The sequence below is a fragment of the Limnobaculum allomyrinae genome (assembly GCF_016649425.1).
Taxonomy (GTDB): domain Bacteria; phylum Pseudomonadota; class Gammaproteobacteria; order Enterobacterales; family Enterobacteriaceae; genus Limnobaculum; species Limnobaculum allomyrinae.
In genome coordinates, this window is record NZ_JADRCR010000001.1 from 68,606 (window position 1) to 84,953 (window position 16,348).

At 44.4% G+C, this 16,348-nt stretch carries 17 protein-coding genes and 1 other annotated feature; of the genes, 16 read left to right on the forward strand and 1 reads right to left on the reverse strand.

What is annotated here, in order from left to right; translation table 11 throughout:
• Nucleotides 1-289: 289 nt before the first annotated feature.
• On the reverse strand, nt 290-1,306 hold the full coding sequence (gene purR, locus I2494_RS00320; protein WP_218465929.1) for an HTH-type transcriptional repressor PurR: 1,017 nt from the start codon (nt 1,304-1,306) through the stop codon (nt 290-292).
• Nucleotides 1,307-1,603: 297 nt separating this feature from the next.
• On the opposite strand from purR, the gene cydH reads away from it, so the two are divergent.
• From cydH to tssC, 16 genes are all read left to right on the forward strand, one after another.
• Nucleotides 1,604-1,693, forward strand: coding sequence for a cytochrome bd-I oxidase subunit CydH (gene cydH / locus I2494_RS20645; RefSeq protein ID WP_168189621.1), 90 nt, complete (start codon nt 1,604-1,606; stop codon nt 1,691-1,693).
• Between the two features lie 184 nt (nt 1,694-1,877).
• Nucleotides 1,878-2,423, forward strand: a complete 546-nt coding sequence (locus I2494_RS00325) for a YniB family protein (RefSeq protein ID WP_218465927.1) — start codon at nt 1,878-1,880, stop codon at nt 2,421-2,423.
• 206 nt (nt 2,424-2,629) lie between these two features.
• Nucleotides 2,630-3,499: a fructosamine kinase family protein gene (locus I2494_RS00330; RefSeq protein ID WP_218465926.1), complete on the forward strand. Its 870-nt coding sequence runs from the start codon at nt 2,630-2,632 to the stop codon at nt 3,497-3,499.
• A 77-nt stretch (nt 3,500-3,576) separates the two neighbouring features.
• Complete coding sequence (locus I2494_RS00335) at nt 3,577-4,365, forward strand: DUF2071 domain-containing protein (protein ID WP_218465925.1); 789 nt, start codon at nt 3,577-3,579, stop codon at nt 4,363-4,365.
• Nucleotides 4,366-4,612: 247 nt separating this feature from the next.
• Complete coding sequence (gene thrS, locus I2494_RS00340; RefSeq protein WP_218465924.1) at nt 4,613-6,541, forward strand: threonine--tRNA ligase; 1,929 nt, start codon at nt 4,613-4,615, stop codon at nt 6,539-6,541.
• A gap of 3 nt (nt 6,542-6,544) precedes the next feature.
• Nucleotides 6,545-7,087, forward strand: a complete 543-nt coding sequence (gene infC / locus I2494_RS00345) for a translation initiation factor IF-3 (RefSeq protein ID WP_218466043.1) — start codon at nt 6,545-6,547, stop codon at nt 7,085-7,087.
• Between the two features lie 97 nt (nt 7,088-7,184).
• Entirely contained in the window at nt 7,185-7,382 is a 198-nt protein-coding gene (rpmI, locus tag I2494_RS00350; protein ID WP_029095034.1) for a 50S ribosomal protein L35, read from the forward strand.
• A 37-nt stretch (nt 7,383-7,419) separates the two neighbouring features.
• Nucleotides 7,420-7,776, forward strand: a complete 357-nt coding sequence (rplT, locus tag I2494_RS00355; protein ID WP_027273088.1) for a 50S ribosomal protein L20 — start codon at nt 7,420-7,422, stop codon at nt 7,774-7,776.
• Between the two features lie 144 nt (nt 7,777-7,920).
• Nucleotides 7,921-8,043, forward strand: a sequence feature (Phe leader region).
• Nucleotides 7,926-7,970: a pheST operon leader peptide PheM gene (gene pheM / locus I2494_RS00360; RefSeq protein WP_157953066.1), complete on the forward strand. Its 45-nt coding sequence runs from the start codon at nt 7,926-7,928 to the stop codon at nt 7,968-7,970. Its footprint overlaps the feature before it by 45 nt.
• A 97-nt stretch (nt 8,044-8,140) precedes the next feature.
• The gene (gene pheS / locus I2494_RS00365; protein WP_218465923.1) at nt 8,141-9,124 is read left to right on the forward strand and encodes a phenylalanine--tRNA ligase subunit alpha; all 984 of its coding nucleotides are present in this window, start codon (nt 8,141-8,143) and stop codon (nt 9,122-9,124) included.
• Nucleotides 9,125-9,140: 16 nt separating this feature from the next.
• Nucleotides 9,141-11,528, forward strand: a complete 2,388-nt coding sequence (pheT, locus tag I2494_RS00370; protein WP_218465922.1) for a phenylalanine--tRNA ligase subunit beta — start codon at nt 9,141-9,143, stop codon at nt 11,526-11,528.
• A gap of 4 nt (nt 11,529-11,532) precedes the next feature.
• A complete protein-coding gene (ihfA, locus tag I2494_RS00375) occupies nt 11,533-11,829 on the forward strand; it encodes an integration host factor subunit alpha (RefSeq protein ID WP_029095030.1) in 297 nt (98 codons plus the stop codon).
• Between the two features lie 92 nt (nt 11,830-11,921).
• Nucleotides 11,922-12,923, forward strand: a complete 1,002-nt coding sequence (gene btuC / locus I2494_RS00380; RefSeq protein WP_218465921.1) for a vitamin B12 ABC transporter permease BtuC — start codon at nt 11,922-11,924, stop codon at nt 12,921-12,923.
• The gene (gene btuD, locus I2494_RS00385) at nt 12,907-13,668 is read left to right on the forward strand and encodes a vitamin B12 ABC transporter ATP-binding protein BtuD (protein ID WP_218465920.1); all 762 of its coding nucleotides are present in this window, start codon (nt 12,907-12,909) and stop codon (nt 13,666-13,668) included. The genes btuC and btuD overlap by 17 nt, the downstream gene beginning before the upstream one ends.
• Nucleotides 13,669-14,248: 580 nt before the next feature.
• The gene (tssB, locus tag I2494_RS00390) at nt 14,249-14,761 is read left to right on the forward strand and encodes a type VI secretion system contractile sheath small subunit (RefSeq protein ID WP_218465919.1); all 513 of its coding nucleotides are present in this window, start codon (nt 14,249-14,251) and stop codon (nt 14,759-14,761) included.
• 37 nt (nt 14,762-14,798) lie between these two features.
• A complete protein-coding gene (gene tssC / locus I2494_RS00395) occupies nt 14,799-16,337 on the forward strand; it encodes a type VI secretion system contractile sheath large subunit (protein WP_218465918.1) in 1,539 nt (512 codons plus the stop codon).
• Nucleotides 16,338-16,348 lie beyond the last annotated feature (11 nt).

The window sequence follows — 16,348 nt, forward strand, 5'->3', positions numbered from 1 at the left end:
GAAGTGCAGGGAGCGAAAACGATGGGGCAATGTTGAAGATATCATAAGATGACCATTTGTGATTCAAAGCCTGTCTGTATGTTTTTATCAGACTCTGAACGGCAGATTTAAATCCTGTACCTGATTAATACATCAATTAAAATATAGGCCGATATTCAGTCTGAATCAAACTTCCAGGTATGTTATCTGGCTGTAGATATGATAAACGAAGAAGAATAGAGGGAAGGGAGTATGCTCCAAAACCACCCAAACGGTGGAAATTGGTTCTGGAGCAAAAGTTCAGTGATGGCTATTTTTTCAAATAAGGGCCATCAGCGACAGATTTTCGTTCAACCAGTTCAGGATGCAGTTCAATAGAATGGGAAGTTTCACGTTTATTAATAATCCTGTCCAGTAACATATCCAGCGCCATAATAGCCAGGCTCTCTTTGGGTTGCTGAATAGTGGTTAACGGAGGATTATAGAAACGAGTATGGCGAATATTGTCATAACCAATCACCGAAATATCTTCAGGCACGCGAAAACCTATATCTCCAGCTGCGCACAGAGCACCCATGGCAATCACATCACCACCACAAAACAACGCCGTAGGGCGTTTCTTGAGGCTCATCAGTTTCACCATACCATCGTAGCCTTCCTGTGGTTGGAAGTCTGCTTCGATAATCCACTCGGGGAGAATATCAATATTGGCTTCTTTCAAGGCATGAAGAAAACCTTTGTGGCGCTCACGGCCGGTAAATTCATTCTGTTGACCGGTGATTGTCGCGATTTCTCTGTGTCCGCGGTCTATCAGATAACGGGCAGCCAGATAACCACCATGAAAGCCGTTATCCTCAATATTATCGGTAAAGCCACGGTGTTTATTCCAGTCCATCACCATCATAGGAATAGCGTGATAATTTTCTAACAGGGAAAGCAATGGGGGATGATACTCAGAACACATCACTAACAGCCCATCAACACGTTTCTGCGCCAGCATAGCCAGATAGGCTTGCTGCTTCTCCAAATCATTTTGTGTATTACACAGAATCAGCGTATAGCCTTTTTTATAGCAAGCCTCTTCAACCGCTTGAATAACTTCAGCAAAATAGGGTGAACCACTGGCGGTTGCTAATAAACCAATGGTTTTGGTATTGTTCACCTTCAGACTACGGGCAACGGCACTGGGCGAATAACTAAGCTCTTTAATCGCTGCCCAAACGGCAGCTTTGGTATCTTCGGCGACAAAACGCGTTTTATTAATAACGTGGGAAACGGTGGTAGTTGAAACGCCAGCGTGTTTTGCCACATCTTTTATAGTTGCCATGAAACAGAGCACTCCTGAGCTTAAACTGGTATCAGATACAGTGTAAGCTGATATGTTAACGTTTGCCTTTGTTTATAACCAACGCATTACACATTAAAAGCAAAACGGTGTAGAATTCCTTTAACCATCACTGCTTGTGGCTTATATGCCTTTCAGTGATAACAGGCGGTGAATTTTGGCGCATTTGATACAAAAGTCCAAGAGATATCATGGAAAAATCGCTTTGGGGTATACATTTTTGTTGAGCGCTTTACAATGATTCCCGTGTCTAATCACGTTTACGTAAAGGAAGAAGATATGTCTGCTGAATTGAGATGGTCACTGAGCACAGTAGTTTTTGCTTTATTTGTTATCGTTACTTACAGTTTAATCGCGGTAACACACTAATATATTAAAAGCTCGATTCATGTTATGTATCGAGCTTTATACTTTCTGGCAGGGTGATAAATAGCATTGCAGTTCAATGTGATACCACTCTTTCCGGGAATTGTCAGATTATGTTCCGTTAACCGGAACATAATTTTTTTGTGATTGATTTGATAAAAAATCGGTGTTTCAACATGGAGGCAGAATGACTCACCAACAGGCCAGTACAGTCGCGTTGATTAAACGTATTGCGGGAATTGTTATTTTTATTCCGGCATTAATTTCAACGGTTATCTCTGTACTGAAGTATCTGGTTGAACCTAAGACCAACATGCAAGAAATGACTGCAATGATTATGGATTTTGTGCAGGTTATTATTAAAATTGTTCGTCAGTACACTTCATTCCTGGAGTATTTTTGGGGCAACTCCCCAATACCTGATATTAGCAATTGGTCTGCCAGCGGTAGCGTATGGTTTATTGTGATTTTCCTGCTGATGTTTATTGGTTTGGCGTTACAGGCTTCCGGCGCTCGTTTGGCTAAGCGTGTATATAACGTGCGGGAAGGGGTCAGAGAAAGGGCTATACTGGAAGCGATGAATGGCGATGAAGCTCGTTCATTCAAGGATCTGGAGAAGCTGATCTCCATACCGAATACCTCAATCTTTGCACAATTTGGGTTGTTGTATGTTTCTCCGGTTTTATGGGGTATTTTTATCTATATCATCCTGTATCTGATCAATCGGCTTTAATATTCCCTCATTGCCTTCTACGCTTAATGCTACAGACCGGTAATTATACCGCGTCTGTAGGTTAATCTTTGGGTCTCCCGCGGCCTGCGATATCAAAATCAACCTGTAGCGATCTTTTTAGACCAAAGCTGTGCATTGGATCGAAGTTTCGCTGGAATCAAAAGGTTAACCTGAGTCTATCTTGATCATAACCTTGGGGTGATGTCATGTGGCAATCCGTCAGTCGTTTATTAAGTGAGTATTTGGGCGAGACTTATACAATTACTGAAAAGGAGGAGCTGTCAGGGGGTGATATTCATCATGCTCGCCGGGTAAGCAACGGCAAAAAAGAGGTTTTCATCAAGTATGACACGCGGGATATTCTGCCTATCTTTAACGCGGAGTTCGATCAACTTACGGCTTTAGCGAAGAGTGGCACGGTTCGGGTGCCAGAGGTTTATGGTGTTGGCTACGATCGTGATTTTAGTTTTCTATTGCTGGAATACCTGCCGTTAAAACCACTGGATGCTCACCACGCCTATTGTCTGGGGCAACAGTTGGCTCGATTACACCAGTGGAGCGACCAGCCGCAATTTGGGCTGGATTTTGACAGTGACTTGGCAACCACCCCGCAACCTAATCGTTGGCAGCGTTACTGGAATGTGTTTTTTGCCGAACAGCGTATAGGCTGGCAGCTTCAACTGGCAGACGAGAAAGGGCTGCACTATGGCGATATTGATACCATCATCGATATTGTCAGCCATCGGCTGAAAAGCCATCATCCACAACCCTCTTTACTTCACGGTGATTTATGGCCGGCAAACTGCGGTGTGAGCGCGGTGGGGCCGATAATATTTAATCCGGCGTGCTATTGGGGAGATCGTGAGTGCGATTTAGCCATGTTGCCGTTGTATCCTGATTTACCACCGCAAATATACGATGGCTATCAAAGCGTTTGGCCTTTACCCGCCAGTTTTATCGAACGCCAACCGTTATATCAACTTTATTATCTATTGAACCGGGCTAATTTGTTTGGCGGTGAGCATATACATGTCGCACAGCAGGCAGTAACTCAGCTGTTTGGTGATGAGTTGTAATTATTGACGATTGCCTGTCAAAATGGCTCTTTTGACAGGCAATAAAAGTTATTAGCACTGATAATCAGGGAGTGATAGTGCAGATACCTCTATTCTTTGAAGATTTCCTTCATCCTCAACCTAAACCATCAGGTATTGATGTTTTTTGTCGACTAAAACATTTTTCCATTATTACCTATGCGATAGACCCTCAGCGATTTAATGGTTTGATTTCAGAACGTTTTAAGCTGGATACCATTATGATTGATGGTCAGGAAAAGGGGTTATTATCAGTAGTACCTTTTATTGATGTTGATTTTACCTCTGCGGTTTATCCCTTCCCAAAATTTACTATGGGGCAAACCAACTATCGTATTTATGTGATTGATACGAAAACAGGAGAAAAATGTGTCTGGTTTTTAGGTACAACACTGGATTCATGGACGCTGTTTGTTCCCCGATTATTATGGAATCTGCCCTGGTATAGCGGAAAAGTTACGTTTGATTGTGAATATGATGAACAACAATTTCGTTATATAAAATACCGAATGGAAACTCAGGCTGAATGGGCATCCGCCAGTGTGGAACTGGCTCAGGATCCTGATGATAATATTACGCTTCCCGGATTTCCCGATCTGGAAACCGGCATGGTTTATCTGACCCATCCACTTAACGGATTTTTTTATCGTCGGGATGGAAAGTTAGGCAGTTATCAGGTCTGGCATAAACAGCTCCATGTGATGCCAGAGCGACTGATACACGGGCGTTTCGACCTGTTAAGCCGCTTAGGGTTAGTTACGGAAACTGAACAGCAATCGCCTTACAATGTGCTGATTGAGCCGATGGATGAGTTTACCGTTTATTTGCCACCCCGATTGGTTGATTAGCCAGGCTTAATTAGCACTGAGATAATAGGGCTTTTTTTATTTTGTACTATCCTGTTACTGCGCACAGTGTTAAAATTCGCCCTTCGTTTTTGTAAAACGTAAACCGACAAATCAATGTGTGTACACAATTGAGTGGCCGTTCGATAACAGTGAGTCGAAAAAGGTATCAATCCATTGATTTAAATATAAAAAATATTGTTTGCATGTGATCTTGCGTATGGGTCACCACTGTAACTAAGGAATTATAATGCCAGTTATTACTCTTCCTGATGGAAGCCAACGTCAGTACGACCATGCCGTCTCAGTTATGGATATTGCTCGTGATATCGGCCCTGGTCTGGCTAAAGCCTGTATCGCCGGTCGTATTAATTGTGAGCGTATTGACGCTTGCGATCTGATTGAAAACGACGCGAATCTGGAAATCATTACAGCCAAAGACGATGATGGTCTGGAAATTATCCGCCACTCATGTGCTCATCTATTAGGCCATGCAATTAAGCAACTTTGGCCTGATACCAAAATGGCGATTGGTCCAACCATCGATAATGGTTTTTACTACGATGTTGATATCGACAGAACGTTAAATCAGGAAGATATCGATCTGCTTGAACAGCGCATGATGGAGCTGGTTAAGAAAGATTACGATGTCATCAAGAAGAAAGTTAGCTGGCAAGAAGCCCGGGATACGTTTGAAGCCCGTGGTGAAATTTATAAATTACGTATTCTTGATGAAAACATCAGCCGCGACGCACATCCGGCGCTGTATCATCATGAAGAATATATTGATATGTGCCGTGGTCCGCACGTGCCAAATATGCGTTTCTGCCATAACTTCAAGCTGCAAAAAGTTTCCGGCGCTTACTGGCGCGGCGACAGCAATAATAAAATGTTGCAGCGTATTTATGGCACCGCATGGGCTGACAAAAAGCAATTAGCGGCTTATTTACTGCGTCTGGAAGAGGCTGCCAAGCGTGACCACCGTCGTATTGGTAAGCAGCTTGATCTGTATCATATGCAGGAAGAAGCACCGGGTATGGTGTTCTGGCACAACGATGGCTGGACGATTTTCCGTGAGCTGGAAGCCTTTGTGCGTATGAAGCTCAGAGAATACGATTATCAGGAAGTGAAAGGGCCATTTATGGTGGACCGTGTGCTGTGGGAAAAAACCGGGCACTGGGAAAACTATAAAGAAGCCATGTTCACCACCTCCTCTGAGAACCGTGAATACTGTATTAAACCAATGAACTGCCCGGGGCACGTGCAGATTTTCAATCAGGGTCTAAAATCATATCGTGACCTGCCGTTGAGAATGGCTGAGTTTGGTAGCTGTCATCGTAATGAGCCTTCAGGTTCTCTGCATGGTTTAATGCGGGTTCGTGGCTTTACTCAGGACGATGCACATATTTTCTGTACTGAAGAGCAGGTGCGTGTAGAAGTAACCAGCTGTATTAAAATGGTTTACGATCTGTATAGCACTTTTGGTTTTGAAAATATCAGCGTAAAATTATCAACTCGTCCTGCAAAGCGCATTGGTACTGATGCTATGTGGGATAGAGCCGAGCACGATCTGGCAGAAGCATTGACGGCTAACGGTCTGGAATTTGATTATCAGCCAGGTGAAGGGGCGTTTTACGGTCCTAAAATTGAATTTACTTTGCATGATAGTTTGGATCGTGCATGGCAGTGTGGTACTGTGCAGCTCGACTTTTCATTACCAGAGCGTTTAAGCGCTTCTTACGTTGGTGAAGATAACGAGCGTCATGTGCCGGTGATGATTCACCGCGCTATTCTGGGTTCATTAGAGCGCTTTATCGGTATTCTGACTGAAGAATGTGCAGGTTTCTTCCCGACATGGTTGGCTCCGCAGCAAGTTGTGGTGATGAATATTACCGACGGCCAGGCCGAATATGTCGAAGAATTAACGAAAAAACTTCAAGCTGCGGGCATTCGTGCGAAAGCGGACTTGAGAAATGAGAAAATAGGCTTTAAAATCCGCGAACATACTCTACGACGTGTGCCATATATGTTAGTCTGCGGCGATAAAGAGGTAGAAGCCGGCAAAATTGCCGTGCGTACCCGCCGTGGTAAAGACTTAGGCAGTCTTGACGTAAGTTACGTGATTGAAAAACTGCAACAAGAAATTCGCAGTCGTAGTCTTAATCAACTGGAGGAATAAGGTATTAAAGGCGGAAAAAGAGTTCAAACAGCGCGTCCTAATCGCATAAACAACGAGATTCGCGCCCGTGAAGTGCGACTAACAGGCATCGATGGCGAGCAATTGGGGATTGTTAGTCTGAATGAAGCACTGCAAAAAGCAGAAGAAGCTGGTGTTGATCTGGTAGAGATCAGCCCAAATGCTGAGCCGCCAGTTTGCCGGGTCATGGACTACGGCAAATTCCTCTATGAAAAGAGTAAGGCTACGAAAGAGCAGAAGAAAAAACAAAAAGTTGTCCAGATCAAGGAAATTAAATTCCGACCTGGTACAGATGATGGCGACTATCAGGTAAAACTCCGCAGCCTGATTCGCTTTCTGGAAGAGGGTGATAAAGCTAAAATCACACTGCGTTTCCGCGGTCGTGAGATGGCTCATCAACAGATCGGTATGGAAGTGCTTAACCGCGTCCGTGACGATCTCGCCGAACTGGCCGTTGTTGAATCCTACCCAAGTAGGATTGAAGGACGTCAGATGGTGATGGTGCTCGCCCCTAAGAAGAAACAGTAAGGCATACAAGTAATAATATCCGGGTGGTTAACGCCATCCGGATTTTATTCGCCCAACTGGTTCGTTTTATTAACAATGCGAAGTGGATATATTTAAAATGCCAAAGATCAAAACTGTGCGTGGCGCAGCTAAGCGCTTTAAAAAAACCGCCTCTGGTGGTTTTAAGCGTAAGCATGCCAACCTACGTCATATTCTGACTAAAAAAGCTACTAAGCGTAAACGTCACCTGCGTCCGAAAGGTCTGGTCTCCAAAGGGGATCTGGGTCTGGTCGTGGCATGTCTGCCATACGCATAACTTTTAATTCAGATAATAAGTCGATAGGAGAGAGCATATGGCTCGCGTAAAACGTGGTGTAATCGCACGTGCACGTCACAAGAAAATAATGAAGCAAGCGAAAGGTTACTACGGTGCCCGTTCGCGCGTATATCGTGTTGCCTTCCAGGCAGTAATCAAAGCAGGACAATATGCTTACCGTGACCGTCGTCAACGTAAGCGTCAGTTCCGTCAGCTGTGGATTGCACGTATTAACGCTGCTGCCCGTCAAAACGGTTTATCTTACAGCCGTTTCATCAATGGTCTGAAAAAGGCTTCTGTTGAAATCGATCGTAAGATTCTGGCTGATATCGCAGTATTCGATAAAGTGGCATTTGCTGCTTTAGTTGAAAAAGCAAAATCAGTTCTGGCGTAAGTCAGATAAAAGAGGGAGTGAAAGCTCCCTCTTTTACTTTTTTGCTTAAATACGTGAAATTAAACAGTATTCGTAGTATTGTCAGTCGCAGTACATTTTATAAGCTTGATTTTTGATACTAACCAAAATAACAACAAGGTAACGCAAGTATGAATTCTGCTATTTTCCGTTTCTTCTTTTACTTTAGCTCCTGACATCGGGAGGCTTGCGCGTAAGAGAAGAAACGGAAACTAGCGCCAAAAGCCTCCTGATGGAGGCTTTTTTGTTGCCTGAAGTAATATTGAAATTTAACAGTATCGCTATTTTATAAACCGGGTTTCATTACCAGATATCGGAACTCCAGAGCCGGAAGAAGAGGAAAATAATGCCACATCTCGCTGAACTGGTTGCCAATGCAAAGGCGGCTATAGAAGAAGCCCATGATGTTGCCGCGTTAGATTTAGTTCGCGTGGAATATTTAGGCAAGAAAGGTCACCTGACGCTGCAAATGACATCGCTGCGCGATGTTCCAGCAGAAGATCGCCCTGCCGCCGGGCAGGTCATCAATCAGGCCAAGCAGGACGTTCAGGATGCCCTGAACGCTCGCAAGCACACGTTGGAGTCTGCGGCGTTAAATGCTCGTCTGGCAGAAGAGACCATTGATGTGTCTTTGCCTGGTCGTCGTATGGAAAATGGCGGGTTACATCCGGTAACCCGTACCATAGATCGTATCGCCGACTTCTTTGGTGAACTGGGCTTTGCTGTGGCTAACGGCCCAGAAATTGAAGATGATTATCATAATTTTGATGCCCTGAACATTCCTGGTCATCACCCGGCACGTGCAGATCACGATACATTCTGGTTTGATGTCAAGCGTCTGCTGCGTACCCAAACCTCTGGCGTACAGATTCGTACTATGAATCATCAACAGCCGCCAATTCGTATTATTGCTCCGGGTCGCGTATATCGTAACGATTACGATCAGACGCATACCCCGATGTTCCATCAAATGGAAGGGCTGATTGTTGATAAAGACATTAGCTTTACCAATCTGAAAGGAACCATTCACGATTTCTTGCAGAATTTCTTCGAAGAAGATTTACAGGTACGTTTCCGTCCGTCCTATTTCCCGTTTACTGAACCTTCAGCAGAAGTGGATGTAATGGGTAAAAACGGTAAATGGCTGGAAGTGCTGGGCTGCGGCATGGTGCATCCAAATGTACTGCGTGGCGTAGGTATTGACCCTGAAGTCTATTCCGGATTTGCCTTCGGTATGGGTATGGAACGTTTGGCCATGCTTCGTTACGGTGTCACCGATTTGCGTGCTTTCTTTGAAAACGATCTTCGTTTCTTAAAACAATTTAAATAATAGCAGGAGCCAAAACATGAAATTCAGTGAATCCTGGTTGCGTGAATGGGTTAACCCTGCGATTAATCGTGACCAACTGTCTGAACAAATTACCATGGCCGGTCTGGAAGTAGACGGCGTGGAACCCGTAGCCGGTGAATTTACCGGTGTTGTTGTTGGTCGTGTTGTGGAGTGCGGTCAGCATCCTAACGCGGACAAGTTGCGTGTTACCAAAGTTGATGTGGGGGGCGATCGCCTGCTGGATATCGTTTGTGGTGCACCAAACTGCCGTAAAGGATTAACCGTAGCCTGTGCTACTGTTGGTGCAGTACTTCCGGGTGACTTTAAAATTAAAGCTGCCAAGCTACGCGGTGAGCCCTCTGAAGGCATGCTGTGTTCTTTCTCTGAGCTGGGTATCAGTGACGATCACAGCGGTATTATCGAACTGCCGGAAGATGCGCCAATCGGTCAGGATGTGCGGGAATACCTTAAGTTAAACGATGCGACCATCGAAATCAGCGTAACACCAAACCGCGCTGACTGCTTGGGTATCATCGGTGTTGCCCGTGATGTCGCCGTGATTAATAAGCTACCATTGAACAAACCTGATATGTCTGCTGTAGCAGCAACTATTCAGGATGTTATTTCCATTCAGGTTGATGCCAGTGAAGCTTGTCCACGCTATCTGGGCCGGGTTGTGAAAGGTATTAATGTAAAAGCCGCTACGCCATTATGGATGAAAGAAAAGCTGCGTCGTTGTGGTATTCGCTCTATCGATCCGGTTGTGGATGTGACCAACTACGTACTGTTGGAACTGGGCCATCCAATGCATGCGTTCGATTTAGATCGCATTGATGGCGGTATCGTCGTACGTATGGCAAAAGAGAATGAAGAGCTGGTTTTACTGGACGGTAATAAAGTGAAACTGGGTCAGGATGTTGTTGTGATAGCCGATCGTCAAAAACCACTGGCTATGGGTGGGATTTTTGGCGGTGAGCATTCTGGTGTCAATGAAGAGACAAAAGATGTCTTCCTGGAAAGTGCTTACTTTAACCCGCTGGCAATTGCCGGTCGTGCACGTCGCTTTGGTTTACATACCGATGCATCTCATCGCTATGAAAGAGGGGTTGATCCTGCACTACAGCAAACCGCATTAGAGAGAGCAACGCGCCTGCTGCTGGATATCTGTGGTGGTCAACCGGGCCCGGTTATTGACGCTACCAATAAAACCACGCTTCCGATACGCGCCACTATTTTACTGCGTCGTGAAAAGCTGGATAAACTGATTGGCCACGTAATTTCTGATGAGCAAGTTAGCGATATTCTGAGCCGTTTAGGTTGTGAAGTTTCCCGTGAAGGTGATAACTGGAAAGCGGTTGCACCAAGCTGGCGTTTCGATATGGAAATCGAAGAGGATTTGATCGAAGAAATTGCTCGTGTCTATGGTTATAACAGCATTCCAAATGTCCCCCTACGCGCCAATCTGGAGATGACGCCACATCGTGAAGCAAACTTACCATTACGTCGGGTAAAAGCTTTACTGGTGGATAAAGGGTATCAGGAAGCGATTACCTATAGTTTTGTTGATCCTAAGATACAAAATTTACTGCATCCTCAACAGGAAGCGTTAATTTTACCTAACCCAATTTCTGTTGAAATGTCAGCTATGCGCCTCTCATTATGGAGTGGATTGCTGACTTCAGTGGTGTATAACCAGAACCGCCAACAGGGTCGTGTACGACTGTTTGAAAGCGGTTTACGCTTTGTTCCTGATGCAGCAGCAGAATTTGGTGTCCGGCAGGAGGTTATGCTGGCAGGGGTTATTGCAGGAAATCGCTATGAAGAGCACTGGAACCTTGCGCGTGAAGCAGTTGACTTCTATGATTTAAAAGGCGATCTTGAGTCGGTATTAGAATTGACGGGTAAATTGTCGGAGATTGAGTTTAAAGTCGAAGCAAACCCTGCATTACACCCCGGCCAAAGTGCGGCTATTTATTTAAATGGCGAACGCATTGGATACATTGGTGTAGTGCATCCTGAGCTTGAGCGTAAGCTCGATCTCAACGGTCGTACAGTGGTATTCGAACTGTTGTGGGATAAGGTCTCAGAACGCCGAGTACCGCTTGCCAGAGAGGTTTCCCGCTTCCCGGCAAACCGTCGTGATATCGCAATTGTTGTGGCTGAAAGCATACCTGCTGCCAATGTATTAGAAATATGTAAAAAAGTTGGCGTAAATCAGATGGTTGGCGTAAACTTATTTGACGTATATCGAGGTAAGGGTGTCGCTGAGGGGTATAAGAGCCTGGCTATCAGTCTGACATTGCAAGATACCACGCGTACGCTAGAAGAAGAGGAAATTGCCGCTACCGTTGCAGAATGCGTAGAGGCATTGAAACAGCGATTCCAAGCATCCTTGAGAGATTGAACCTATGGCGCTTACTAAAGCTGAAATGTCTGAACACTTGTGCGAAAAGCTTAACCTGAGTAAACGTGATGCAAAAGATCTCGTTGAACTGTTTTTTGAAGAAGTACGTAAAGCTTTGGAAAACGGTGAACAAGTCAAACTTTCCGGATTCGGTAATTTTGACCTGCGGGATAAGAGTCAACGCCCGGGGCGTAACCCAAAAACTGGCGAAGATATTCCTATCACTGCACGCCGGGTAGTCACTTTCCGTCCGGGTCAGAAGTTAAAGAGCCGGGTTGAGAACGCTACGCCGAAAGAATAAGACATCAGACCTAAAAAGGCCGCGCACGCGGCCTTTTTCTTTTGTATCATCACCTAAACTTAATGCTCACAATCCGAGAACCCTGTAACGACATGGGACTGCGTTTTACTCAGCTACAACAACGACAACAACGTAGAGACAGAATAAAACTCTGTCTGTTTGCGTTGCTTTTAGTTATCACTATGGTTATCAGCCTGTCGGCCGGAGATATCTGGCTGCCGCCTCAACAGTGGTTTAGCGAACAGGCACGTCTATTTGTTTGGCAATTGCGTCTTCCGAGAACTTTAGCGGTGATTGCCGTAGGGGCGGGGCTGGCCATGTCAGGGGCAGTAATGCAGTCACTGTTTGATAATCCATTGTCAGAACCAGGATTATTGGGCGTCGCCAACGGTGCCGGTGTTGCTCTGGTGTTGACCATTTTACTGGGCGGCGGTTTGTTACCCGTCTGGTTGATGAGCATGAATGCTATTCTGGGCGCATTAATTCTAACCTTGATTTTATTAGCGTTATCCCGACGTAAATTGTTACCGGGTGCCAGACTGTTGTTGATTGGTTTCGCGTTAGGAATTGCCTGTAGTGCCATTATGACCTGGGCAGTCTACTTCAGTTCCAGTATGGATTTACGTCAGTTACTGTACTGGCTAATGGGAAGTTTTGGCGGTATTGGCTGGCAGCAGAAATGGTTAATTCTGGCACTGGTTCCGGCATTGGTTTGGCTGATTTATCAGGGTAATAAACTCAATTTGCTCTCTTTGGGTGAAGATCAGGCACGTCAGTTAGGCGTTCCATTAGTGGTTTGGCGCAATATTTTTGTCATGATTATTGCGTGGGTGGTGGGAACCAGTGTGGCTTTGGCAGGAATTATTGGATTTATTGGGTTAATTATTCCCCATATGTTGAGGCTGGCAGGGATTACCGATCACCGTTATTTACTCACCGGCTGTGCTCTGGCTGGTTCAACGCTTTTGTTAATGGCCGATTTAGCTTCCAGAGTCGCCATGTCATCCGCTGAATTACCCATTGGGGTTATTACTTCAACTATTGGAGCACCGCTTTTTATTTGGATGTTATTGCGACATGCTAAAACTTACTAATATCACACTATCATCCCGTTTATCCGATATAACCGTTTCGGCAGATTCGGGAACGTTGATACATGTGATCGGGCCAAACGGTGCCGGTAAAAGCTCTCTGTTAGCCGCCATTGCGGGTTTATTACCTTATCAGGGTATTGTCGAGCTACAGCAACAAAATATTCATCATTATTCAGCGGTGAAACTGGCTGGTATGCGTGCCTATCTCAGCCAGCAGCAGGACAACAGGGCGATGATGCAAGTTTTTCAATATATTGCCTTACATCAACCTAAAGTTGCGACCGCTGCACAAGCTGAAACGGTAGTGATGTTTTTGGCTGAACAATTAGAATTAACGGATAAATTAAACCGGCCATTAAGCCAACTTTCTGGTGGTGAGTGGCAAAGAGTGAGACTGGCCGCTGTGTTTCTACAGGTTTGGCCGGCACTGAACCCTGAAGCACGGCTTCTATTGCTTGATGAGCCAATGAACAGCCTTGATGTGGCACAGCAAGCAGCGTTGGATAATTTATTAGCGCAGTTTTGTCAGCAAGGGGCCAGCGCTATCGTGAGTGCTCATAATCTGAACCATACGCTGCATCATGCTGATGAAGCATGGTTACTTTATCAGGGGAAATTGATCGCCTCGGGTACGACCGACAAAGTCATGTCTGTTCAACAGTTAGAAAATGTTTTTCATATTGGATTTGAATTATTTCAGATTGATGAACAGCGTTGGTTAAGAGCAATTAATCAAAGTTTTTAATATTTTTTTTGACCATAAAGAATTTATTTGAAGTTCATCACAAAAAAATAATGTTTTTACTAGTTAATTCAACTGAAATAATTGTTAAGGAAGAAATTAAAACGCATTAATTTCTTAATTTATCCTCTATTAAAAATCAAAATAAATGATAATTAATAGTTAGAGTTATTATTTTATAATAAAATTCTATTGATTAAAAAATACCCTTCATTACATTCTCTTTCTAATATTTTAATTTTTATTTTTTATTAAAATCAATAAATTAAGATAATACCAACACAATACCTGTCAAGGTTGACAGGTATCTAGTCAGCGAACTTTTTGATATAAAAAAGACCAAATCAAGTTAATGGGTTGAGTGTTTTTTATACTAATAAGTTCAATTTAATCTTTATGTGGATATAACGTTATTCGCAAAAGTGAATATAACTTTTATCAATAACCAATAAGACGGAACCACGGTTATCGACCATGAGGTAGAACCTCATCCGAGCGCTCGGATATTTCAGGTAGTTGATACATAAGGAAATAGGGAAAGTAGTTGTGGTGTTTTTTACCAATAAGGATCAGGACTAAGACTATGGCTGACAGCTTTCAAAATGAAGTTCCCGCAGCGCGCGTAAATATTAAACTGGATCTTCATACCGGTGGCGCACAGAAAAAAGTTGAGTTACCACTGAAGTTATTAGTAATGGGAGATTACAGCCACGGTCAGGAAAATCGACCGATTGCGGAAAGAGAAAAAATCTCCATCAATAAAAATAACTTTAACGCCGTATTAGCGGATTTAAACCCTAAAGCCAAACTCACTATCAAAAACACACTGGCCGGTGATGATTCTGAAACTAACGTATCGTTAAGTTTTAAAGATATGAAAGATTTCGAACCGGAACAAGTCGCCAAACAGATCCCGGCATTACGTTCATTACTCGCCATGCGTAATTTATTACGCGACCTGAAATCCAATCTGTTGGATAACGCCACTTTCCGTCTGGAACTGGAACGTATTTTAAAAGATGAGCAACTATCGGACGAACTGCGCGCTGAATTAGCAGCAATTGGTTCTTTGCCAAACGGCTCTGATTCTCAGTAATCATTACTCTTTGATACGTATTTTATAAGGATTTTCTATGTCTACCTCTACACAAGGTTCCAGTTCTAAAACTGCCAGCACCGTAGTAAAAGATGCCAGCAGCGTTTATCAGTCTCTGTTTGATAAAATTAATCTCACCCCGGTTGCTCAATTTGACGATATCGTTAAGTTTCAGGATAACGATGCGCTGGCAGAGGCCTCTGCAGATGAGCGTGTCACCATGGCGGTTAACGTATTTCTGAATATGGTTCAGCAATCGGCGCAAAAAGTGGATAAGCTGGATAAAAGCCTGCTGGATTTCCATATCAGCCAAATCGACAAACAGTTGAGCGAGCAGTTGGATGCAGTAATGCATCATCCGGAGTTTCAATCTATTGAGTCGGCATGGCGTGGTTTGAAATTTCTTGTTGATCGTACCGATTTCCGCCGTAACGTCAGAATCGAAGTGCTGGATGCCTCCAAAGAAGCGTTACAGCAAGATTTCGAAGATGCACCAGAAACCATTCAAACCGGTTTTTATCGTCACACCTACATTCAGGAATATGACACCCCGGGTGGTGAACCAATTGGTGTGACCATTTCTAACTTTGAGTTTGATCGTGGCCCACAGGATATTGCCTTACTGCGCAATATCTCTAAAGTGGCGGCAGCGGCGCATATGCCGTTTATTGCCTCCGTAGGCCCGGCATTCTTTGGTAAGAACAACATGGAAGAAGTGGCGGCAATTAAAGATATTGCTAACTACTTTGATCGTGCTGAATACACCAAGTGGAAAAGCTTCCGCGATACCGATGATTCCCGCTATGTGGGCTTAACGCTGCCGCGTGTATTGGCGCGTCTGCCTTATGGGCCAGACACAGTACCGGTGCGTAACTTCAACTACACCGAAGAGGTGAAAGGGCCGGATCACGATCGTTATCTGTGGACTAATGCCTCCTTTGCTTTTGCCGCCAATATGGTGAAAAGCTTCGTGCGTAACGGCTGGTGCGTACAGGTTCGAGGTCCACAGGCTGGCGGTTTGGTTGACGATCTGCCAATCCACTTGTATGACCTGGGTACCGGTAATCAGGTTAAAATCCCAACGGAAGTACTTATTCCGGAAACCCGCGAGTTTGAATTTGCTAACCTGGGTTTCATTCCGTTGTCCTTCTATAAAAACCGTGATTATGCGTGCTTCTTCTCGGCTAACTCAACCCAGAAGCCTGCGCTGTATGACACCAAAGAAGCCACCGCTAACAGCCGGATCAATGCCCGTTTACCGTACATTTTCCTGCTGTCGCGCATTGCTCATTACCTGAAAGTTATTCAACGTGAAAACATCGGCGCGACCAAAGACCGTCGTGTACTGGAACTGGAACTGAATGCCTGGATCAATAATCTGGTCACCGAAATGACCGATCCGAGCGATGAAGTTCAGGCGTCACATCCGCTACGTCAGGCAAAAGTTGTCGTAGAAGATATTGACGATAACCCGGGCTTCTTCCGTGTGAAAACATTCCTTATTCCTCACTTCCAGATTGAAGGCATGGACATCAATTTATCGATGGTTTCTCAAATGCCAAAGGCCAAGGCTTAATTTTATCCGGA